We start from the raw sequence: 22532 nt of genomic DNA, 5'->3' as shown, positions 1-22532 counted from the left end.
GGGATGACAAAGTCGGATACTCCTATACCTGTTCGTATTCCAGCGGCAAAAGCGGGCAAATTGCAGACGTGGCAACTGCCTGATATAGAAGGGCCTTCTTCATTTGCTGCTTTACATGCGTTACGTGAGCAAGAGATTGTTACGGTCGTGGATGAAGAGGTGGCGGCCGAAAAGCTGACAGTAAAAGAGTTGGATGCCATTCGAGAGGAAGCCTATAAAGAAGGCTTTGCTGAGGGGCGTCAAGATGGCTTTGAGCAGGGCAAGCGAGAAGGCTACGAGCAAGGCTTAGCCATGGGTTTAAATGAAGGCCAAGGGCAAATTGATATACAGTTGCAGGTGTTGCAATCGATACAGTCGCAGCTGTTTGATCCCTTGGCTTCAAAAGAAGAACAACTGGAGCTTCTTTTTTACCGTTTAGTGGTGAAGTTATCAGAAAGTATTGTGATGTCTGAGCTTTCAATTTCAGAGGATCGACTCAAACACACATTAAAGCAGGCATTGGCTGCTCTGCCCGCTCAACCCAAGCAATTAAAAATTGTTATGCATCCTGAGGATAGTCAGCTGCTTTCTGACTATGCTGAGCAGCATGGCTTAGCCTTTTTGGACGATGCGAGCATGACACGTGGTGGGTGCCGTTTAATTAGTGAGCACTCCGAAGTTGATTTTCAAGTTGAAACACGCATTAGCCAAGTTATCGATCAATTCAAAGCGTCACTGCGCATGCCTCTGGAGCCAAATCCTGCGGAATAAGTTAAGGTTTTTATCGTGAAATTTATTGAACGCTGGCAGCATGCATCCTCTCAGTCTTTATTCTCACCTCAACCAAAGATTTCAGGGCATATTACTCGCCTTATAGGTTTAACACTTGAGGCGGTGGGTATAAAAGTGGCCCTTGGGGATTGCTGTTATATCCAAGTGACCGCTGATCGCGCTTGCGAGGCTGAAGTGGTTGGCTTTGCAGGTGATAAAATCTATTTGATGCCATTGCAAAGTGTTGAAGGTCTCCAGCCTGGAGCCAAAGTGACCCCTGTTTCGGGCAAAGGTTTAGTGCCCGTTGGATTTGGTTTGCTGGGGCGTGTTCTGGATGGTACGGGTAAAGCGCTGGATGCTAAAGGTCCTTTGGATGTGGATGAGTGGGTTACCCTTGAGGGTGAAGTGATTAATCCCCTCCATCGTCAACCAATCAGTGCTCCTTTAGATGTTGGTATACGTGCCATTAATGGTCTGTTGACGGTCGGTTGTGGTCAGCGTTTGGGGTTATTCGCCGGAAGTGGAGTCGGTAAGTCTGTTCTGCTTGGAATGATGACACGCTTTACTGAAGCCGAAATTACGATCGTTGGTCTGATTGGCGAGCGTGGGCGTGAGGTGAAGGAGTTTATTGACCATAGCTTAGGAGAGGAGGGAATGGCGCGTTCTGTGGTCATCGCCTCACCTGCCGATGATTCGCCTTTGATGCGTCTTCGCGCTGCGCAGCTGACCACACGTATAGCCGAATACTTCCGCGCAAAAGGTAAACGCGTTTTACTCTTAATGGATTCTTTGACTCGTTACGCTCAGGCTCAGCGGGAAATTGCATTGGCGGTAGGTGAGCCACCTGCGACCAAAGGTTATCCACCTTCTGTTTTTGCTAAGTTGCCAAAACTGGTTGAGCGTGCAGGGAATGCTGAAAAAGGGGGTGGGTCCATAACGGCTTTTTATACCGTCTTAACCGAGGGGGATGACCAGCAAGATCCCATTGCAGATTCTGCACGCGCTATACTGGATGGGCATTTTGTTCTATCAAGAGCCTTGGCTGAGCAGGGGCATTATCCAGCGATTGATGTTGAGGCATCGGTCAGCCGAGTTATGCCAAGCGTCGTGACACCCGAGCAGTTAGCGATGGCCTTGGAATTTAAACGCATGTACTCCCGCTATCAGCAAAATGCTGATTTAATTAGTGTGGGAGCCTATGCTAGAGGCAGTGACCCGTTGACCGATAAGGCGATCGAAATGCAACCCGTTATCAAGTCGTATCTACAGCAGACAATGCAAGAGAGTTTACCCATGGCTCGGTCTGTTGAGGAGTTGAGTTTAGTGATCGCGGCATCGTCACAGGTTCAAACTGGACAGGTACCTAAAATGCCGATGGTGAATCCACGTATGGATAGACGATGACAAAGAAAAAATCTGACCGCTTGGCCTTGGTTCATGATTTGGCGGTTAAAAAACGTGAAAAGGCCGACCAGTATTTAGCTGAAAGTCGCCAACGAATGACGCAGGCCGAAACCCAGTTGCAACAGCTCGAAGGGTATTTGCGAGAGTATCAAGAGCAGTTTACTCAAAATGGCCAACAGGGCTTTTCTTCATCACAGATTGTTTCTCATCAAGCATTTATATCGCGCTTACAGCATGCAGTGAGGCAACAGTACCAAACGTTGTATTTAGCGCGAGATCAGTATGAGCAAGTGCTAAAGCATTGGCAGCACTCCTATGCCCAAGCGAAAGGGCTTGAAAAGTTGCATGATAAGGCATTGGATGCTGAGCAGGTTCAGAGAGATAAAAAAGAACAGCAACAAATTGATGAACGATCCCAGCTAACACAAAGATCCGGCGTTTTTTCATCGGATTAAGTGGGTATGTTGCTCGGTGCGGATGTTTGAGCAGTAATACCCTGTCACTCTCAAAGATTATGTTGGCTTGGATATTGCAATGAGGTAATAAAGTCCCCCTGCAGTTGGAGTTTGACATGTCTTTTTCCCTATTCTCAAATTTGTCATCATTAGGCCTGTCTGGTGCCCTTTCTACGCCAGTCTCGTCTGATGCACAGGGCACGCAAACTCCATCCGAGCGCACTTTTAATACGCCGAAAACGCATGCTTTTTCCGATTGGATTGAAAAAGCGTCCGGTCATCGAGACTCTCTTAACTCGCCGTCTACTGCGGCCGATGGATCCGTGTCTCAAGGCAAATCTTTGCCTATTGTCGGCAGAGAATTGCCGCGAAGCTTGGATCGTACGAGTGACAGTCTTCCCTCTTCAGCGAAGGATCGTCAATCACAAGCATTCGGTTCAGTCTCGGAGGGTGGGCAATCATTCAATGGGCGAAGTGCTGATGTAACAGGTGAGATCGAGAGTCAAGCACAACGTTTTGTAAGAAATCCGTCGCATCAGAGTGGGCAGTTGATAATGCCTGCACAAGATAAATCAATGCATGTAAAAGCGGCCGAGCCGAGTGTCTCTGATGTTGAGGTGTCAAATGATGCGAGTCGCGTTGTTGTATCAGATCTGACGAAAGCGATCCACAAGGCTATTCATCAGGCACAAGGCGATGCTCAGATGTACAAGGCGGACAGCGCACTGAGTCAAGCGATTCGAGACAATGAATGGACGTCTGATTTAACGAGGTCTCCTGTTGAAAACACAACATTACCGTCAGCCGATATTCGAGGCCCTCGTGAAGGCTTAACTTCAACGAATACGACACCCAATCAACTGATTTCTCAGAGTCGCGAGAACACATCCGATGTGTTAATAACAGAGCGCAGTGCTTCTTTTGATAGAGAAGCTCTACTGAATGTTCAAAATACGCCTGAGGAGGATACTCAAGTCGTATCAGGCGTGAGCTCTCAGGTCAGTGCTGATCGAGCGCAAGTGGAAGTAAGACCCCGTCAAGAAGCCGATCTCCCGGCGGACCAGGCAAGCATCAGGTTATCTGCACAGGCATTTTTGAATGATAAGGGAACGCATGATGGCTCAGTTGCAACTCCTGCTGAGCGATCGAATGTGTTTAAGGATATGAAGCCAGAGGTGACTTCTAGCCTAATTGCGGGACGCTGGATCGAGGAAGGTAACGCCATTATTCAAAATCAAGGTACGCCCCTGATACCTAAGACAAACGTGGAGTTGCCTATGTCTGATGAGGTAATAAAGGAAGCAAGCTTTGTTCATGTGCCTAATAGAGTGACGTCCGAGGGACACCTTGAAGCTGTTGAAGGCGAAAATGTGCGTTCAGTGGGCACTGCTGAGTTAGCGTCAGCTGTATCCATAGAGTCAAGTGAGGCGTCTCCAAATCCAAGATTGGAGCTATCAATACCGCCTCAGCCTCATGCTCCCTCAGTTTCTCCTGAGGTAAAATCCAATGATGAAGCATTTATCCAAGTCTCAGACAATGTCTCTAAACCTGTCGACAATAGCGTAGGTGAGGTTAAGTCTCTAGATATTAGAGGTCAGGTTGTTTCTCCGGAGAAAAATATTGAGTCCGACCTGAGTCTTTTGGGGCAGGCTGTGTTCGCCGATGCGTCGGAACTTAAGCCTATGCCTACGCCTAATTCTCAGAGTCTAGACTTCACTGAAAGTGCTCATTTATCTCAAGTTGGTTCGAAGAGAGGTTTAGGGCAGTGGGATGGCGAATCTCAGCCTCAAGGAGAGGGGCGGGGATTGGTTGCCGAGTATGCAAATAGCAATAACTCGGATACGGTTAGATCGATTGGCATGAGTGAATCCGTTATGACGCGTGTTGACTCTCAACCGATAGTGGCAGATTTGATCGGCGTGGGTACGCCGGATGAGGGGGGCGTTCGCTCTGAAACAGTGAATTTGGCAACGGCAGTTTCAAAAGCCACCCCTTCAACTGGATCATTGATGCCTCCAGTACCGTCTACAGAACCCCCTCTTCCTTCGAACTCACAAAATTCACCTGTTGAGGCTCCAGTTAGAGCTGAGTTACAGATGGGGGTGCCGGGGCAGGTGACCATGCCCACCTACTTGCAAAGTTCTAGCGATGCTATCTCAATTAGGGCTGAGCCTTTTGTAGAATTATCCAATCAAAGAGAATCCCGGGTAAATTTGCTCAACGTACCTGCTGAAGCCCCCCCTCAACTTGAGGCTAGGGATTTACCCAATAATAATCGCTATACAATGGGACAAGAGGAGCAGGTTCAATTAAATAGAGAGCGTGAAGTTATTCAGTCGTTGATGTCGCCCAAAGTGGATGCGCAGCTGTCGAAGGTTGTCAGTCCCTTTCCAGGTGATGTGAAGATTCGACAAGACGGTGAGCTAACCCCTTTATCTGAGAGTCCTGAACAGACGGGTTTTCGTGATCCTTCAACGAATTTAGAGCTCAGCGCGCGTTCAGCAAGCAATCAAGGTCTGCCTGACCAGCCGGTGTTGATGAGTAAGGAAGAGTTCGGAGTTGGTCCTCTTGGCCAGACTGAGGGGCGAATGGATCAGGCTGTGAGCGCCGTTTCAGTTAAAGCGACAGATGAGTCGGTGTCCTATTTGACCTCTGCTCAAAATGATATGGCGATGCCTTATGACACGGACCTGTCAAAGCTTGATTCTACGGGGCTTGTTGCAGATGTTCCCGAGGCTTCTGCAGCGCCAATGGTGTTTAAAGATAAAGAGCCTATGCAAAAAGCAGGGACACAGTTAGATAAGGGGGTTAGGAAAGACGATACGGTTGTACTGCGTGAAGCACGAAGGCCTGTAGGTGCGGCGTTGGAGGCTGAGCGAATGATTGATTCGATGCGTTTACGAACAGATGCATCGGATCGTCGAGTTGAAATGGAGCTGAGAGAGTCAATGTTAGCCAATGCTTCATCAACATCCATATCGGCGACGAAGTCAGATGGGGCGAGTGGATTTAGTTCAGCTCTAAATGGTGCACAGACAGCAGTGACGTCGAACCCTCTTGCACCGTCGGCTATGTCGGAGTCCTTACGTCCAGCTGAGCGTTTAATGAATCCTGCATGGGCTAAAGGGATGGGTGAAAGGGCCATTATGATGGTTCAGCAGGGACCTAAGGTTGCCGATATACGTTTAGATCCGCCTGAGTTGGGCTCTCTAAGAATTCGAATTCATGTGCATGCGGGTGATCAGGTTAATGTCAGTTTTAGTGCTCCGAATGCCGCTGTTAGAGAAGTACTTGAACAACACATACCCAGATTAAGAGAAATGTTTGCAGAGCAAGGGCTTAATCTTGCTGACTCGTCTGTATCGGATCAGTCTTCCCAGCAACAAAAAGACAAGGAGGGAGGTGGTCTTGCAAGAGGGGGAAAGAGTATCGAGCAGTTAAACGAAAATAATATGGTGCTTGCAAAGCCAATAAAAATTGGATTAGTCGATTATTATGCATGAAGCAAGTCCACTGTTTTACAGCGGTTGTGGTATATTGCTCACTCTAGAGAGTTGGAGACTGGAGTGATCAATGGCTGAAGATAACAATGAAAACAAGGGTAAAGGTTCCAAGAAGAAACTCATCATTATCTTGGCGGCTGTCGTTTTATTGTTAGGAATTGGAGCAGGTGCCTTTTTATTCTTAATGGGTGATGATGGGTCATCCGAAGCATCGGCTGAGCCGGCAAGGCCAACGGAAGCTATCTACGTCAAGATCAGAACGCTTGAAGGCCGCCCTATGTTCGTCGCGGGCTTGCAAAATGCGACGGGTACACAGCACTTTATTCAGGTGTATGCCGAGGCGAAAACACGTAATCCGGCAGTTGAGTCGGTCTTAAATACTCATATGCCGTTGTTTGTTGCACGTTTAAATACCCTCTTCACAACAACGAACCCTGACTCTTTACGAACAGTCGAAGGGGTGCGTGCGTTGCAACAGGAGGCGACCGAGTTGGTTAGACGTTTAGTCAATGAACGAGGTGGTCCGGGTGATGCTGTTGAGATTGTTTTATTTACCGACTTTGTGATGCAGTAATGGAGCAGCGTTAAATGTCCGTTAAGGATCTGCTATCGCAAGATGAAATTGATGCCCTGTTGCATGGTGTTGATGATGGTGATGTCGAAACGGCCGATGACAGCCCTGTCGATGAGTCAGGTGTTCGTGTTTATGATCTAACCAGTCAAGAGCGCATCGTGCGTGGGCGAATGCCGACGCTCGAGATGGTCAATGAGCGCTTTGCACGCTTGGCTCGGGTGACACTGTTTAATCTATTAAGAAAGCCTGCAGATGTGACGGTCGGTGGTGTTCAGGTGATGAAGTATGGCGATTACATTCATACACTTTACGTGCCGACCAGTATGACGCTAATGAAAGTCATGCCATGGCGGGGGACTGGTCTTTTGATCATGGATGCAAAGTTGGTATTTAAACTGGTTGATCAGTTTTTTGGTGGCGATGGACGCCACGCTAAGATAGAAGGTCGAGACTTTACGCCAACTGAAAACCGATTGGTGTATAAAACAGTCAACCAGTTGTTTGAAGATTTAAGACATGCCTGGTTACCCATACACACCCTCAAGTTTGAACAGATAGGCCATGAGTTGAACCCTGCTATGGCCAATGTTGTTGGGCCGAACGAGGTGGTGATTGTGAGCTCGTTTCAGGTGGATCTTGAAGGGGGGAATGGTGATTTTCATGTCACCATTCCTTACTCAATGATTGAGCCTATTCGTGATCAGTTAATGTCCGTGTATCACAGTGCGGAATCAGAACGTGATGACCGTTGGATGGCGTCTCTACGCAGAGATATTTTACATGCAAGTTTGCCTGTTGATTTAATTGTGAGTGAGCGTGATATGACATTACGTGATGTGATGGAGTTCGAGGTTGGGGATGTGATTCCAGTGGATATACCCGATCAACTGACGCTTAAAGCGAATGGAGTTCCCTTGTATGCCTGCCAACTAGGAACATCTCGTGGTAACCTTGCAGCAAAAATACATCGAGTCCTTAAGCAGGATTCTGAATGATTATGGGTAGTGCGGAGATTCGAGTGTGAGTGACGAAAACGCAAGTGTAGATCAACAAGCTTTGGCTGATGAGTGGGCCGCTGCGATGGAAGAGCAGGTAGGATCTCCCGAATCGGAGCCCGATTTCATGAAGGTTCAGCTCAGTGAGTTGAAAGATGAATCTGTTTCCGGGGGAGACCCAAGGCTTGAAGTTATTCTGGACATTCCCGTTAAAATGACGGTAGAAGTGGGGGGGACGGAAATCGCAATCCGAAACTTACTTCAACTCAGTCAAGGTTCTGTTTTAGAGCTTGATCGAGTGGCAGGTGAGCCGCTTGATGTGAAGGTGAATGGTACATTAATTGCGCACGGCGAAGTTGTGGTTGTGAATGATCGCTATGGTATACGTTTGACGGATGTCATTAGTCCTCAAGAGCGGATTAGGCGATTAAAATAGTGAAAGGATTGCTCGCGTTTACGGCCTGTTTTTTTCTTTTTGCTTCTTATGCATTCGCGACGGAAGCTCCTTTAGTCTCTCAAAATAGCTTTCTGTCCTCAGAACCACTCACATTTTCAGCCATTGTTCAAATGCTGCTGGGATTATTATTGGTTATTGCCGTTATTTTTATTCTTGCGGCTATTATGCGACGTGTCGCACTCATACCTGGACAGCATAAAAAACTAAGAGTGGTGGCCGCTTTATCCTTGGGACAAAAAGAGCGCGTTGTTCTGGTACAGGTAGGTGAAGAGCAGCTGCTTTTGGGGGTTTCACAAGGTCAAGTGACCTTGCTTAAGTCGTTTGATGAGCCTGTTATTGAGCTGTCTGTGCCATCTGATGAGTTTGGATCACGACTGAAGTCAATTATAGATGCACAAAGAGGGCGCTCAAAATGAGAGGGTGGTTGTTTCTCTTTTTGGTGTTCATGCCCTTGATGGTGCAGGGGCAGGATTTTGGAATTCCTGCCATATCCTTGCGTGTTGATGAGGATGGTTCTGCTGAGTATGGTGTCACGATACAGATCTTAGCGCTCATGACGATGCTGACATTCCTGCCAGCAATGCTCATGATGATGACTTCATTTACTCGTATTATTATTGTTTTTTCGATTTTGCGACAAGCGCTGGGTTTGCAGCAAACGCCCTCGAATCAGGTTTTAGTGGGCCTAGCCCTTTTCTTAACGTTTTTTATTATGACGCCTGTCTTCGAGCGAGTAAATGCTGAGGCTGTGCAGCCATATATAGCTGGAGAATTAGTTGGTTTAGATGCGTTGGAAGCAGCAGGAAAGCCTTTTCATCAGTTTATGATCCGAAACACGCGTGAGAGTGATCTTGATCTGTTTATGCGTATTTCGGATACGCCTCGCGTGGCAGCGCAGGAAGACGTGCCCTTTCGAATTTTGATTCCAGCCTTTGTTGTGAGCGAACTAAAAACGGCATTTCAAATAGGTTTTATGCTATTTATACCTTTTTTGGTTATTGATCTGGTTGTAGCAAGTGTGTTGATGGCCATGGGTATGATGATGTTATCTCCCGTGATCGTGTCATTGCCATTTAAAATAATGCTATTTGTGTTGGTGGATGGGTGGGCGATGGTTGTCGGCACGTTAGCTGCCAGTTTTGGAATCTAGCGGGGAGGGCGAAAGGGTGCTGATTGGAAATACGCTTGACCTATACGGTGGTGCCTTTTGGTTGATTATCAAAATAGTTACGGTAATTGTGGGGCCTGCTTTGATAGTGGGATTGATTATCTCAGTATTTCAAGCGGCCACCCAGATTAATGAGCAAACCCTGAGCTTTCTGCCACGTCTTATCGTAAGTTTGTTGGCTGTAATGTATGCGGGCCCATGGATAGTGACTCAAATTATGGATTTGTTTGAGTTTTTGTTTTTGAATATTCCCCATATGATTGGGTAGAGTCGTGTTCGTTTCACTCGCCGAGTTGGAACAGATGGTCTCTACTTTTTTGTGGCCTTTGTTTCGTGTTTCCTCTTTTTTTATGGCTATTCCAATAGTCGGTACACAAATGGTCCCTGTGCGAGTTCGCTTGGGTCTAGCATTGGTTGTTACCCTTTTAATCGTGCCTGTGCTGCCCGAAATGCCCATTTTCGATGGTCTTTCTTTGTATAATTGGCTTGTGATCGCAAATCAGATTTTAATCGGTGTTGTGCTGGGCTTTACCTTGCAATTGTTGTTTCAGAGCTTTCTTGCGGGTGCGCAAATTATCGCTATGCAGTCGGGCTTGGGTTTTGCGTCGATGACGGATCCAAGTAATGGTGTTAGCGTTGTTGTGGTTGCTCAGTTTTACTCAATGATGGCGACGTTATTATTTTTGGCAATGAATGGGCACTTGGTGATGATTGAAATCTTAGCCCAGAGCTTTTTTTACTTACCCGTCGGACTTACTGGGGTGGATGGTGAAGTGTTTATGCGCATCGTTCTGATGCTGAGTTGGCTTTTTATGGCGGCACTATTGATGGCGATGCCTGCAATCCTTGCATTATTAATTATTAACCTTGCCTTCGGTATCATGACAAAAGCAGCACCCCAGTTAAATATTTTTGCGATAGGCTTTCCATTTATTATGCTGGTGGGATTGTTTATGCACTGGGTAAATGTCCCGATTTTCTATGATCACTACGTGCGTATGACTGACTTTATGCTAAGTTTTATTCATTCATTGTTGCTTTAATGGGAAAAGTCAGTGGCTGAAGAAACAGGTCAGGAAAAAACACAAGAACCCACGGCGAAGCGCATACAAGATGCGCGAAAGAAAGGGGATATCGCGCGCTCGAAAGAGTTGACAACTCTAGCCTTGCTAATGGCTTCAGCTGCTGCAGCTTTGATGTTTGGTAGTCATGTTGGGCACACCATGATGCGAATGTTTAGCCATAACTTCAGTATTCGAGGAGACGCGGTATCGGATCCAGCATTTATGTTTCTTCACTTGTACGAAGCCCTGTGGGAGAGTTTTTTCAGCCTGTGGGGCTTTTTTCTGATGGTCTTCTTAGCCAGTTTTTTCTCATCAATCGCACTGGGTGGCTGGAATTTTAGTGGTGAGTCATTGCAGCCCAAAGGCAGTCGTTTGAATCCATTAGCCGGGATTAAACGAATGTTTTCGATGAAGTCGCTGGTAGAGCTTTTTAAGGCGATAGCGAAGGTATTGGTGGTTGGGTCAGTATCTGTTTTAGTGGTCATGGTGATGAGGCCTGAGTTAATGGCCTTGACAGCTGAAAACATTGAAACATCTATTGAGCATGCGTTAGAGGTGTTGGCTTGGTCTTTTTTGCTGATCAGTGCAACCATGATTTTGGTTGTATTGGTAGATGTGCCCTATCAGTTGTATGACTACAACAAAAAACTGAAAATGACGATGCAGGAAGTGAAAGATGAAATGAAAAATACCGAGGGTAAGCCCGAGGTGAAGGGGCGTATTCGTCAGCTACAATATGAAATGTCGCAGAGAACAATGATGAAAGATGTACCCAATGCAGATGTCGTGATTACCAACCCGACACATTACGCTGTCGCCATTAAGTACGATCAAAGCCAAGGCGATGCTCCCGTTATTATTGCGCGCGGTGCAGATTTTGTCGCCCTAAAAATTCGTGAGATAGCGCAACAGAATGATGTCCAGATCCTATCATCACCGGCCTTAGCACGTGCACTGTTTTATGCAACGGAGGTTGGAGATGAAGTCCCAACAGGTTTGTATACAGCCGTTGCTCAAGTGTTAGCTTATGTCTACCAATTAAAAAACACACCTTCCTATAATCAGTCTTCAATTCCACCGCCAAGAGAGCAAGATCTTGAAATTCCAGAGACTTTTCGAGTTGATCCTGATTAATTTGGCTTGAAAATTGCATAGATCCATCAATAGGTGTTGTTTGGCTTTTTTTGTCAAAAAAATGGCGTTTTATGGATCGCTCTAAATAGCCAATAGGTTTCTATATCAAATATTTTATCTTTTTAGTCATTATGTTGACGGTTGGGTGTTGTGGATAGAGGTGTGTTTGTACAGAGTGCGAAACGAATAGGGCAGGGGAATATAGGTATTCCTTTGTTGCTGTTGGTGATATTGGCCATGGTGACCTTGCCTATTCCGCCTTTTTTGTTGGATGTTTTTTTTACATTCAACATCGCTTTATCGATTGTTGTGTTGTTGGTGTGTATTTATGCATTGCGCCCTCTGGATTTTGCGGTATTTCCAACCATTTTGTTAGCGGCGACGCTTATGCGTTTGGCGCTGAATGTGGCCTCTACACGCGTGGTGCTTTTGAATGGTCATGAAGGTGGTGCTGCTGCGGGTCAAGTTATTTTAGCCTTTGGTGAAGTGGTTGTTGGCGGTAATTATGTTGTGGGTATCGCTGTTTTCATGATTTTGGTTATTATTAACTTTGTAGTGGTAACGAAGGGGGCTGGCCGTATTTCGGAAGTGAGTGCTCGATTTACCTTGGATGCGATGCCGGGTAAACAAATGGCGATAGATGCGGACGTGAACGCAGGGTTGATTTCACAGGATGAGGCGCGTGAGCGTCGACAAGAAGTGACGCGAGAAGCCGATTTTTATGGGTCTATGGATGGTGCATCAAAATTTGTTCGAGGGGATGCAGTTGCGGGTATTTTGATCCTAGTGATTAACCTGCTGGGTGGTTTGGGAATCGGTATGCTTCAGCATGGTTTGGATTTTGATACAGCAATGAAAAACTACTCTTTATTGACGATTGGTGATGGGCTTGTCGCGCAATTGCCCTCATTGCTTTTGTCAACAGCGGCCGCGGTCATGGTGACACGTGCAAACTCATCTGAAGCCATGGGGAGTCAGGTATTTACGCAAATGTTTTCATCGCCTAGGGCGTTGTTTGTTGCGTCCGGTGTGATATTTGTGATGGGTATTGTACCTGGTATGCCTCATTTTGCGTTTATTTCCCTAGCGGCTGTGGCAGCGGGAATTGCCTATATGATTCACAGTCGACAGGTGAAACAAAAAGAATTTCAGCAGTCGGAAACCGATTTGCCCGATGCAGTCGTTGCCGAAGAAGAACAGCGTGACTTGAATTGGGATGATGTAATGCCTGTAGATATGGTGGGTCTGGAGGTTGGTTACCGCTTGATTCCCATGGTGGATAAGATGCAGGGCGGGCAATTACTGGGTCGGATTAAAGGTGTTAGGAAGAAGTTGTCTCAAGATTTAGGGTTTTTAGTACCGTCTGTTCATATACGAGACAATCTTGATTTAATGCCAGGTGCTTATCGAATTACGCTGATGGGTGTTATCTCAGGTGAAGGGGAGGTGTATCCAGACCGAGAATTGGCAATTAACCCGGGGCAGGTCTTTGGTAGTTTGAAGGGGGTGGCGGTTAAGGATCCTGCGTTTGGTTTAGATGCTGTATGGATTGAGAAGGGACATAAGGAGCATGCGCAAACATTAGGTTATACTGTTGTTGATGCGAGTACGGTTGTTGCAACCCATTTAAATCAGATTTTGCAAAATAATGCCCATAATTTGATGGGGCATGAGGAAGTGCAGCAGCTTTTGGATATGTTGACTAAAACATGCCCTAAATTGGTTGAAGAATTAGTACCCAAAAAGCTTTCGGTCAGTGTATTGTTGAAAGTATTACAGAATCTATTAATGGAGCAGGTATCACTTAAGGATTTTCGGTCTGTCGCTGAAGCCTTGGCTGAAGCTGTTGATCGAACGCAAGATCCCTTGGCGTTAACGGCGGCAGTACGGGTAGCGTTGTCACGTTTGATTGTTCAAGGAATTAATGGTTCAGATCAAGAATTACCAGTGATTACCTTAGAACCTAGCTTAGAGCAAATGTTATTGGGTTCTATGCAGCAGGGTCAGCCGTCCGATGAAACCTTAGTGTTGGAGCCTGGGATGGCAGAGCGTTTGCAAACCTCATTGGGGCGTGCAGCTCAGCAGCAGGAGATGATGGGAAAGCCGTCGGTATTATTGGTTGCCGCTCCTGTAAGACCCTTGATGGCAAGATTTGTTCGATATGGTGAGCATCAAATACATGTGCTTTCCTATCAAGAAATACCTGAAAGTAAACGGGTGACCATTGTTGCAACGGTGGGTGGTAATTCGTAATGTGGATGAATGAGCGCAGTTTCGGTAAGGATCAATTATGAAAGTGAAACGTATTTTTGCTCCTGATATGCGACAAGCAATGAGGCGTGTCAGGGAGGAGATTGGAGCGGATGCGGTCATTATATCGAATCATCGAGTCGCCGGTGGTGTTGAAGTGGTTGCGGCTCGAGAGGAAGATTATGAGCAAGCTCAGGCCGAAATGCTGCGTTCAAAATCTAGAGCGGTGCGGGAAGAGAAGGCCGCTGTGCCGCGCGCTCAATCACGTCGTTCTGATCCTGATTTGGCTGAAGAGTTAAAGCGTGTTGAACGAAAAATATCCGAGGCGCGTCGTGCAGTAGAGCAACCTATCCCAGTGTTGGATCATACGCAAAACAAGCAGATTGATGATGAAGACGATGAGGAGTTAAGGTTTATTTTGAGTTCTCTTAAAACTCAAGATGATGCACGATCACGAGTCGTGTCTAAGGACTCCTTTGCATCGGACGATTGGTCGGATGCACCACCGCCTGCTGCAAGAAATGTACGCCAGTCGCCACCAGAGGATGACTTGATTCGCGTTATGCAGCAGGAAATACATCAGCTTCGCTCCATGATGCAGGAGCAGATTGTGCGTGTGCAGGAGCCACCCGTTCGTTCTAAGCCTGCGCAATATCAGCCACCCACCATGGTTATTCGAGAGACGGAAGCTCGTTTACAGCAAATGGGCTTAAGTGCTCGACTGGTTCAGCAATTGGTGTCCTCAATCGAATCAGACTTGTCTGAGGAGGATGCGTGGCGAAACGCATTGGGCCGTTTTGCAGATGCTATACCTGTCGTTGGCGAAGAGTTTATAGAGCGGGGTGGTATGGTTGCCTTTGTCGGGGCAACAGGAGTTGGAAAAACAACAACGATTGGCAAGTTGGCTGCTCGTTATGTTTTGCAGCACGGCAGCTCTAGTTTAGCGTTAGTCACAACTGACTGTTTTAGGATTGCTGCACATGAACAATTAAAAACCTTTGGGCGCATTTTAGACGTGCCTGTTCGGGTTGTGGATGAAAATCACAGTTTAGAAGAAGTGCTGTTATCCTTGAGAGGAAAGCGATTGGTTCTGATCGATACAGCGGGGATGAATACACGTGATTTAATGGGTAAAACTCAGATGGAAATGTTCTCATCTGTGTCAATGAGAATAAAGAAATTGTTGGTGTTTTCCTGCTCAAGTCAGAGACAGTTGTTGCGCAGTACCTATGAAATCTATAAAGAACTGAATCTCAACGCCTGTGTATTGACGAAAATGGATGAGTCAGGCAGTGTGGGTGAGGCCTTGAGTCTCGTGGTGGAAAAACAGTTGCCAATAGCCTATGTCACAGATGGTCAAAAAATTCCAGATGATTTGATTGTTGCGCAAAGGAGAGATCTCGTAAGCAGAGCGGTGGTTGTTTCACAGCGGCAGTCATCGGATGATGAGTCTGATCCTGTCTTTCGAGCAGGCTAGTAAGGGCATCATATGAAACAAGCTCATCCAGTAAAAGTCATTGCGGTTACAGGTGGAAAAGGAGGGGTTGGGAAGACCAATGTCTCCGTGAATCTATCCACAGCCCTAAGTGACATGGGGCGACGCGTTGTATTGATGGATGCAGACTTGGGGCTTGCGAATGTAGATGTTTTATTGGGTTTACGACCAAAAAGAACAATTGCAGATGTGTTAGATGGTCACACGACATTGGCAGATGTATTGGTGCGTGTTGACGACAACATGTGGATTGTTCCTGCATCTTCCGGTACTCAAGAAATGACGACTTTGTCAGAACATCAGCATGCAGAATTAATTTATGCGTTTAATGATATTGCTGACTCGATGGATGTATTGATCATTGACACCGCTGCAGGTATTTCTGAGTCAGTGGTGAGTTTTGTCAGAGCCTCTCAGGAAGTGTTGGTGGTGGTGTGTGATGAGCCGACTTCAATTACGGATGCCTATGCGTTGATCAAAATGTTGAATCGAGATCATGGGATGACGCGCTTCAGGATTCTCGCTAATATGGTTCATTCAGATACAGAGGGGCGGCATATGTTTAATAAAATTCTGACTGTAACGGATCGCTTTCTGGATGTAACCCTTCAATATGTCGGGTCAATACCTTATGATGAGTCAGTTCGAAAAGCAGTTCAAAAACAAACGCCTGTTGTTAAAGCTTTTCCGAACAGTAAATCATCGCTTGCTTTTCGACAGCTAGCCATCAAAGTAGACAGTTGGCCTGTTTTAAAAAGCCCAAGGGGACATCTTGAGTTTTTTGTCGAACGATTGGTTCAGCGAATTTAAATACAACATCAGACGAAGAAGCTGCATGTATAATCAGCTCCAATTTACGCCCAGCCACGAATTGGTTGAACAGTATGCACCACTTGTGAAGCGAATTGCTCAGCATTTGATGGCGCGCTTGCCTGCGAGTGTGCAGCTGGATGATCTTATACAATCAGGAATGATTGGTTTACTTGAGGCCGCGTCAAAATATGACATGAGTAAAGGAGCCAGTTTTGAGACCTATGCGGGTATCCGCATTCGTGGAGCGATCATTGATGAGGTTAGACGTGGTGACTGGACGCCTAGATCGGTTCATCGAAATGGTCGTCGTGTCGCTGAGGCTATGCGTCAGATAGAAAGTCGTGAAGGGCGGGATGCTTCTGATCGAGAAGTAGCCGATGAGCTCGGTATCTCATTGTCCGAGTACCATGCTTTGTTGCAAGACTCTATGGAAGCGCGTTTATTCAGTGTGGATGAGCTAACAGAGGAGTCTGATGAAGGATCAGCTTTGCAGTTTGAAGGGGATAATCTAAGCCCATCTGATGAAGTGAGTCAGGATGCCTTTCGTAGTGCTTTGGTTGCAGCGATAGGTGATTTACCTGAAAAAGAGCGGTTAGTTTTGGCTTTATATTACGATGAAGAGCTAAATTTAAAAGAAATAGGTAGTATTCTTGGGGTGAGTGAGTCTAGAGTAAGTCAAATACACTCTCAAGCCGCCCTGAGGCTTAGAAGTCGTTTAAAAGGTTGGAATTAAGTAGTCGCTTTTGTTTGAGATATCGACAAACCGTGATTACTATAGATGATAGTGAATTATGTTTTTAGTGATCATAGCTGGGGGATAGTGTCTTGAAAAAAGACATCAGAATTCTTGTTGTAGATGATTTTTCTACCATGAGACGAATTATTAAAAATCTGTTGCGTGATCTCGGTTTTACCAATGTCGATGAGGCTGATGATGGTAGAACGGCATTGCCTATACTAAAACAAGGTCGAATTGAATTCTTGATCACAGACTGGAATATGCCCGGTATGACAGGAATAGACCTCCTTAAAGAGGTTAGGTCCGATCCTGAGTTGGCGCATATACCTGTTTTAATGGTGACGGCTGAAGCCAAGCGTGAACAGATCATCGCTGCGGCGCAGGCTGGTGTGAATGGCTACGTCATTAAGCCTTTTACGGCTGTGGTGTTGAAAGAGAAAATTGAGAAGATTTTCGAACGCATTACCTAATCGATGTTTTCGTGTGCTCATTACAACAAGAGTTAAACAATGAATAGTCAAATTGCCAATTTAGAATACGAAGGACTCGAAGAGCTACTAGCCAAAAGGCCAGAGAGTTGGTTTTGGCAATTGATCAGGGTCAGTTGCACACAGCTATTGATTTGATTAACCAGCTCCAGCAAGCGAGACACCAAGTTTTTTACAATGAAGTAGGGCATCTAACCCGCGGTTTGCATGAGGCAATTAAGTCATTCTCAAGTGATATTGGTGAAAAAATTGGCAGTGGAGCTGTTACATCATCAGGGATGCCATCGATGTCGGATGCTTCTGATCGTCTTGCTTATGTGATCGAACTAACCGATAAGAACTCGCATGAGACAATGGATCGTGTTGATAAATCCTTAACACTAGTTGACCGTTTAGATCATCAATCTGAGCGATTTAGAGACTTGTTGTTATTAGTCGGGCAGCTCGAGGGTGATTTTAAAGCTTTGGACGGTGTCTATGACCGAACTTGTATGGTCAAAAATGAATCAGAAAAAACAGTGGCTGAGTTAAAATCAGTCTTAACTGAAATTTTAGTGTCACAAAGTGTCCAAGATATTACAGGTCAGCTTATTCGGCGTGTTATTACCTTAATGACCCAAGTTGAAGCCCAGCTCGTTAAATTAATGGAGATGGCGTCAAAGGTTGAGCGGTTGAGCGGCATGGATGTGTCTAAAAAAGTAACGAATCCAAGTAAACAAGCTGAGGACCAGATTAAAGCACAAGGTCCTCAATTAAAAAATAAAGAAGCTAACGCAGTGTCTAATCAGGATGATGTTGACGATCTGTTGTCAAGCCTAGGCTTTTGAATAGGGGATGTCTATGAGTTTGGATGTCGATCAGGAAATACTAGAAGATTTCCTCGTTGAAGCAGGTGAGATTCTAGAACAGTTGTCTGAACAGCTCGTCGATCTTGAGCAAAGGCCAGATGATCGTGATTTGCTTAATGCTATATTCAGAGGTTTTCATACCGTAAAAGGCGGTGCCGGCTTCCTTCAGCTTGATCCAATGGTTGACTGCTGCCATCAAGCAGAGAATTTATTCGATTTGCTCCGAAACGGTGAAATTAAACTCACAGCCGCACTTATGGATGTGGTTTTACAATCTTTAGATGCTGTCAACGTCATGTTTGACAATGTTCGCAATGGAGAAGCACCTCAGCCCGCATCAAATGCACTCCTTGCGCGTTTGAAGGCTTTTGTTTCCGGCGAGGTGGAGGACTCTCCCGAGCCAGTTACGGCTAAGCCAGCTGCACCTGCACAACCAGCTCCCTCTGCTGTAAAAGCGGAAGTCTCACCATCGCCTTCGTTGAATCCGAACACTCCAAATGACGAATTTGATTTGTTGCTAGGAGAAGTCGCTGGAGCATCTAAACCTGCCTCTAAAGCAAACACATATGATACCGACGATGATTTGATTACTGAAAGTGAATTCGAAGCACTGCTTGATGAATTGCACGGATCTGGAGGAGCGCCTGGTAAATTGCCCGATTCAGCCGCTTCGATGAGTTCCGATGAAGAGATAACGGAAGACGAGTTTGAAGCGCTACTGAATGACTTGCAGGCCAAGGGGGAAGGTGCATTTGCATATGTGTCCCCGACTCCATCATCGCCTCCGACAAAATCTTCATCCGAGTTCGATACGTTTATCAAAGATGATTACTCGTCTATGTCGTCGAGTGGGGCTGAAGATAACGGAGCAACGAGAGCCGCGATCTCTGCTCCTTCACCTGTTGCTCAAGCCAAAGTTGTTCAAGAGAGTAACGTCCGCGTTGATACCGCGTTGCTGGATAAAATCATGAACATGGTGGGTGAGTTGGTTCTGGTTAGAAATCGCTTGGTGCGGTTGGGCGGTGCGGGTGATGATGAGGAAATGTCTAAAGCCTTGGGTACATTGGACATGGTCACGGCAGATTTACAGACATCCGTAATGAAAACACGGATGCAGCCGGTTAAAAAAGTGTTTGGACGCTTTCCTCGTCTAATTCGAGATTTATCAAGAAGTTTGAAAAAAGAAATTCGTCTCGAGTTACGTGGTGAAGAGACGGACTTGGATAAAAACTTGGTTGAAGCTTTAGCTGACCCTCTAATCCACTTGGTTCGAAATGCTGTTGATCATGGCATTGAGTCGCCTGAAGATCGTGAGATGATGGGCAAGCCAAGAGAGGGGCATGTTTTGCTCTCGGCGGAACAGGAAGGCGATCATATTCTATTAATCATTCGTGATGATGGCGCTGGTATGGATGCGGAGAAATTGCGTCGTTTGGCCGTCTCTAGAGGTATGCTTGACCCAGAAGCTGCTGCTCGTTTAACTGATCATGAATGCTTTAATTTGATTTTCCAAGCGGGTTTCTCGACAAAATCTGAAATTTCAGATATTTCAGGTCGTGGCGTTGGTATGGATGTCGTCAAAACCAAAATTACCCAGCTAAATGGAACCTTGGCAATTGATTCTGTTCTTGGACAAGGTACTCAGATAGCGATCCAGGTTCCACTAACGCTTGCCATTATGCCGACCCTAATGGTGACTTTAGAGGAGCAGGCATTTGCGTTGCCTTTGGTGAATGTTAACGAAATCTATAATTTGGATTTAACCAAAACAAATATTGTGGATGGGCAACAGGTGATCATTGTTCGTGATCGAGCATTGCCATTATTTCACTTGAAACGTTGGTTGGTAAAAGGACGTGAAGTTGCCGATCTGCCAGAACAGGGGCATGTTGTTATTGTTTCGGTTGGTACTACCCGAGTCGGCTTTGTTGTTGATCAATTGGTAGGACAGGAGGAAGTGGTCATAAAACCATTGGGGTCTATTCTACATGGAACGCAAGGCTTATCTGGGGCAACAATTACGGGTGACGGGCGGATAGCACTCATTATCGATATTCCAAACCTTTTGAAACGCTATGCAGAATAGTCGGTTTAGCTCGATTGAGTGGGTGATTTCTGTATGGCGGTAAAAGTATTGATCGTTGATGATTCGAGTTTTTTTCGCAACAGGATAGAAGAAACGTTAGGAAGTGATCCGCGAATTAAAATTGTTGGGACTGCCGTAAATGGTACTGAGGCTGTAGAAAAGGCAACGCGTCTACGGCCGGATCTTATAACCATGGACGTTGAAATGCCAAAAATGAATGGTATTGAAGCGGTAAGGCAAATTATGCAAGTTGCGCCAACAAATGTGTTGATGCTGTCATCCTTGACTCATGAAGGAGCAAGGGTGACGTTACGTGCATTAGAGGCTGGGGCCGTTGATTATTTGCCTAAAGATATACGGGCTTGGATGGATCGGTCGAGTGATTTGCGTAAGGAATTGATTGATCGAGTTGTTGCATTAGGAACCTCTCGTAACTTTAATACCAATGCCGCGTTTGGTCGGAGCCCTTCGGCGAGCGGGTCCTCGACGACAATGGTATTCCGGCCGGAGCCTTCTGTTCCATCTGTCGGCTCTACACGAGATGTGGAAGTAAAAAGTGCTCTAGAGGCGAGGCGTCAACACGTGTCTAGAGTGCACTCAGGTCAAGATCAGACAGTCAGTGGATTATCGGCTCGGCAACAAGATTCTCTTTCAAAAGTGTCTACCTCTAGCCTTGCTAAACCGACTAAACTTCCAGACTGTCGATTGGTTGTAATTGGGGCGTCTACAGGGGGCCCGGCTGCGTTGCAGGCAATTTTGACGCGTATCCCGTCGAATTTTCCGCATCCAATTTTGCTTATTCAGCATATGCCTTCTACGTTTACCAAGGTGTTTGCAGAGAGGTTAAATCAGCAGTGTGCTATTGAGGTACGAGAGGCGGTCGACGGTGACCGTATGAGGCCGGGTCTTGCGTTACTTTGTCCTGGCGGTATGCAGTTGATGATTGATCCGCGCCAGACGGATAAGTTGAAAATTATCCCAGGTGATGAGCGTTTAACGTACAAGCCAAGTGTTGATTTTACATATGCATCCGCCGCACGGCTTTATCAAAGTAAAGTGTTAGGTATTATTTTGACAGGAATGGGAGCGGACGGTTGTGAGGGTGCACGTCGGCTTAAAGAGGCAGGCTCTGTAATGTGGGCTCAAAGTAAAGAGACATGTACCATTTACGGTATGCCGCAGGCCGTTGTGAATGCGGGTTTAGCCGATGCCGTTTTGGATTTAAATGATATTGGTGATCTCCTGTCTGCTCCGAATGGCAAAAAGTAGACCGTTAACAGGAAAGAAATATGCAGGTTTGGGCGGTTGCGAATCAAAAAGGCGGTGTTGGTAAAACAACAACAGTTGTTTCTATTGCGGGTCTCTTGTCGGAGGTGGGTTATAGAGTTTTGATGGTGGATCTTGATCCTCACGGTTCACTGACTAGCTATTTTAGATTTGATCCTGATGAGATAGAGTTGAGCGCTTATGACTTGTTTGAACGGCCAGATTTAAGCTCTTCTCAAGTTAACTCATTGATTGTTAAAACGGATAGTGAAAATATTGACTTGTTGCCAGCCTCGACTGCCTTAGCAACGCTAGAGCGTAAAGCGGTTGGTAAGGAAGGGTTGGGTTTACAGGTTGCGAAAGCGTTGCGATTCTTAAAAGATCGATATGATTACGTCATTATTGATAGTCCGCCTGTATTAGGAGTTTTAATGGTCAATGCGCTTGCCGCTTGTAACCACCTTATCATTCCTGTCCAGACTGAGTTTCTCGCGTTAAAAGGTCTTGAACGTATGATTAGAACGATTGATATGATCAATCGAGCTAGGAAAGCAAAGTTGAATTACACAATTTTGCCCACTTTTTACGATAGACGAACACAGGCATCCGTTAGCAGTCTCCGAGAGTTGCACAATGTCTATGGCGAGAAGGTGTCAGGCGCTGTAGTCCCTGTTGATACTAAATTCAGAAATGCGAGTATCAAGGGGGTTGTACCCTCAACATTGGATTCTGGAAGTCGTGGTGTTCATGCATATGCTCGGTTACTACGAAACCTATTAGAGCATCGTAAGGGGGCGTAATGGCGGATCAGAAGCAAGTTGTATATGAGTACTTAGAGGCTCTTTTACTTGATGTCGACGAGTTCGATATTGATGAAAGTCTGGCAGGGCTTGATCAAGTAGATGATTTAAAAAAAATGGATGAAGGCTTGCCTACGCTTAAGCAAGCGGATTATGCTTCTGTTGTAGAGCCAGAGCCAGAGCCAGAGCCAGAGCCAGAGCCAGAGCCAGAGCCAGAGCCAGAGCAGACGCAAGATGACCGAG

The 22532-nt window shown here is 46.0% G+C and carries 21 protein-coding genes and 1 pseudogene; all 22 read left to right on the top strand.

Translation table 11 applies throughout. The features are described 5' to 3' along the window. Nucleotides 1-3 precede the first annotated feature (3 nt). Complete coding sequence (locus D791_RS16920) at nt 4-750, top strand: flagellar assembly protein FliH (RefSeq protein WP_036514166.1); 747 nt, start codon at nt 4-6, stop codon at nt 748-750. 24 nt (nt 751-774) lie between these two features. Beyond that, nucleotides 775-2154, top strand: a complete 1380-nt coding sequence (fliI, locus tag D791_RS16915) for a flagellar protein export ATPase FliI (RefSeq protein ID WP_237748697.1) — start codon at nt 775-777, stop codon at nt 2152-2154. Further along, nucleotides 2151-2609, top strand: a complete 459-nt coding sequence (gene fliJ, locus D791_RS16910) for a flagellar export protein FliJ (protein WP_036514164.1) — start codon at nt 2151-2153, stop codon at nt 2607-2609. Before fliI ends, fliJ begins: the two co-directional genes overlap by 4 nt. A 116-nt stretch (nt 2610-2725) precedes the next feature. Continuing rightward, a complete protein-coding gene (locus tag D791_RS16905; protein WP_036514162.1) occupies nt 2726-6112 on the top strand; it encodes a flagellar hook-length control protein FliK in 3387 nt (1128 codons plus the stop codon). Between the two features lie 70 nt (nt 6113-6182). Continuing rightward, a complete protein-coding gene (locus D791_RS16900) occupies nt 6183-6686 on the top strand; it encodes a flagellar basal body-associated FliL family protein (RefSeq protein WP_036514160.1) in 504 nt (167 codons plus the stop codon). Nucleotides 6687-6700: 14 nt separating this feature from the next. Continuing rightward, nucleotides 6701-7681 (top strand): flagellar motor switch protein FliM, encoded by a 981-nt coding sequence (fliM, locus tag D791_RS16895; RefSeq protein WP_036514158.1) that lies wholly within the window; start codon nt 6701-6703, stop codon nt 7679-7681. 25 nt (nt 7682-7706) lie between these two features. Next, entirely contained in the window at nt 7707-8117 is a 411-nt protein-coding gene (fliN, locus tag D791_RS16890) for a flagellar motor switch protein FliN (RefSeq protein ID WP_036514156.1), read from the top strand. After that, complete coding sequence (fliO, locus tag D791_RS16885) at nt 8117-8554, top strand: flagellar biosynthetic protein FliO (RefSeq protein WP_051514645.1); 438 nt, start codon at nt 8117-8119, stop codon at nt 8552-8554. Before fliN ends, fliO begins: the two co-directional genes overlap by 1 nt. Next, the gene (fliP, locus tag D791_RS16880) at nt 8551-9288 is read left to right on the top strand and encodes a flagellar type III secretion system pore protein FliP (RefSeq protein WP_036514153.1); all 738 of its coding nucleotides are present in this window, start codon (nt 8551-8553) and stop codon (nt 9286-9288) included. Before fliO ends, fliP begins: the two co-directional genes overlap by 4 nt. 16 nt (nt 9289-9304) lie before the next feature. Further along, on the top strand, nt 9305-9574 hold the full coding sequence (fliQ, locus tag D791_RS16875; RefSeq protein WP_036514151.1) for a flagellar biosynthesis protein FliQ: 270 nt from the start codon (nt 9305-9307) through the stop codon (nt 9572-9574). Nucleotides 9575-9578: 4 nt separating this feature from the next. Then, a complete protein-coding gene (fliR, locus tag D791_RS16870) occupies nt 9579-10349 on the top strand; it encodes a flagellar biosynthetic protein FliR (protein ID WP_237748695.1) in 771 nt (256 codons plus the stop codon). A gap of 12 nt (nt 10350-10361) precedes the next feature. Beyond that, entirely contained in the window at nt 10362-11504 is a 1143-nt protein-coding gene (gene flhB / locus D791_RS16865) for a flagellar biosynthesis protein FlhB (protein ID WP_036514149.1), read from the top strand. Nucleotides 11505-11666: 162 nt separating this feature from the next. Continuing rightward, on the top strand, nt 11667-13757 hold the full coding sequence (gene flhA / locus D791_RS16860) for a flagellar biosynthesis protein FlhA (RefSeq protein WP_036514146.1): 2091 nt from the start codon (nt 11667-11669) through the stop codon (nt 13755-13757). A gap of 37 nt (nt 13758-13794) precedes the next feature. Then, nucleotides 13795-15231, top strand: coding sequence for a flagellar biosynthesis GTPase FlhF (gene flhF / locus D791_RS16855; protein WP_036514144.1), 1437 nt, complete (start codon nt 13795-13797; stop codon nt 15229-15231). 12 nt (nt 15232-15243) lie between these two features. Beyond that, nucleotides 15244-16059 carry a MinD/ParA family protein gene (locus D791_RS16850; protein WP_036514142.1) on the top strand — a complete coding sequence of 272 codons (816 nt, stop codon included), beginning with the start codon at nt 15244-15246 and terminating at the stop codon, nt 16057-16059. 25 nt (nt 16060-16084) lie between these two features. Continuing rightward, nucleotides 16085-16795: an RNA polymerase sigma factor FliA gene (locus D791_RS16845; RefSeq protein WP_036514140.1), complete on the top strand. Its 711-nt coding sequence runs from the start codon at nt 16085-16087 to the stop codon at nt 16793-16795. A gap of 104 nt (nt 16796-16899) precedes the next feature. Further along, nucleotides 16900-17271, top strand: a complete 372-nt coding sequence (locus tag D791_RS16840; protein ID WP_337588686.1) for a chemotaxis response regulator CheY — start codon at nt 16900-16902, stop codon at nt 17269-17271. Nucleotides 17272-17384: 113 nt separating this feature from the next. After that, entirely contained in the window at nt 17385-18116 is a 732-nt protein-coding gene (locus tag D791_RS16835; RefSeq protein WP_237748694.1) for a protein phosphatase CheZ, read from the top strand. 13 nt (nt 18117-18129) lie between these two features. After that, the gene (locus tag D791_RS16830; protein ID WP_036514136.1) at nt 18130-20223 is read left to right on the top strand and encodes a chemotaxis protein CheA; all 2094 of its coding nucleotides are present in this window, start codon (nt 18130-18132) and stop codon (nt 20221-20223) included. A gap of 33 nt (nt 20224-20256) precedes the next feature. Next, entirely contained in the window at nt 20257-21492 is a 1236-nt protein-coding gene (locus D791_RS16825) for a protein-glutamate methylesterase/protein-glutamine glutaminase (protein WP_036514134.1), read from the top strand. Nucleotides 21493-21512: 20 nt separating this feature from the next. Next, nucleotides 21513-22289: a ParA family protein gene (locus tag D791_RS16820; protein WP_036514131.1), complete on the top strand. Its 777-nt coding sequence runs from the start codon at nt 21513-21515 to the stop codon at nt 22287-22289. Beyond that, nucleotides 22289-22532: pseudogene (locus tag D791_RS20180) on the top strand (hypothetical protein); the annotation flags it as partial. The gene D791_RS16820 and the pseudogene D791_RS20180, both read left to right, overlap by 1 nt.

This window comes from Nitrincola nitratireducens (assembly GCF_000585235.1).
GTDB lineage: Bacteria > Pseudomonadota > Gammaproteobacteria > Pseudomonadales > Balneatricaceae > Nitrincola > Nitrincola alkalisediminis.
Note: the sequence above shows the minus strand (reverse complement) of the source record. Positions and strands in the feature narration are given on the sequence as shown.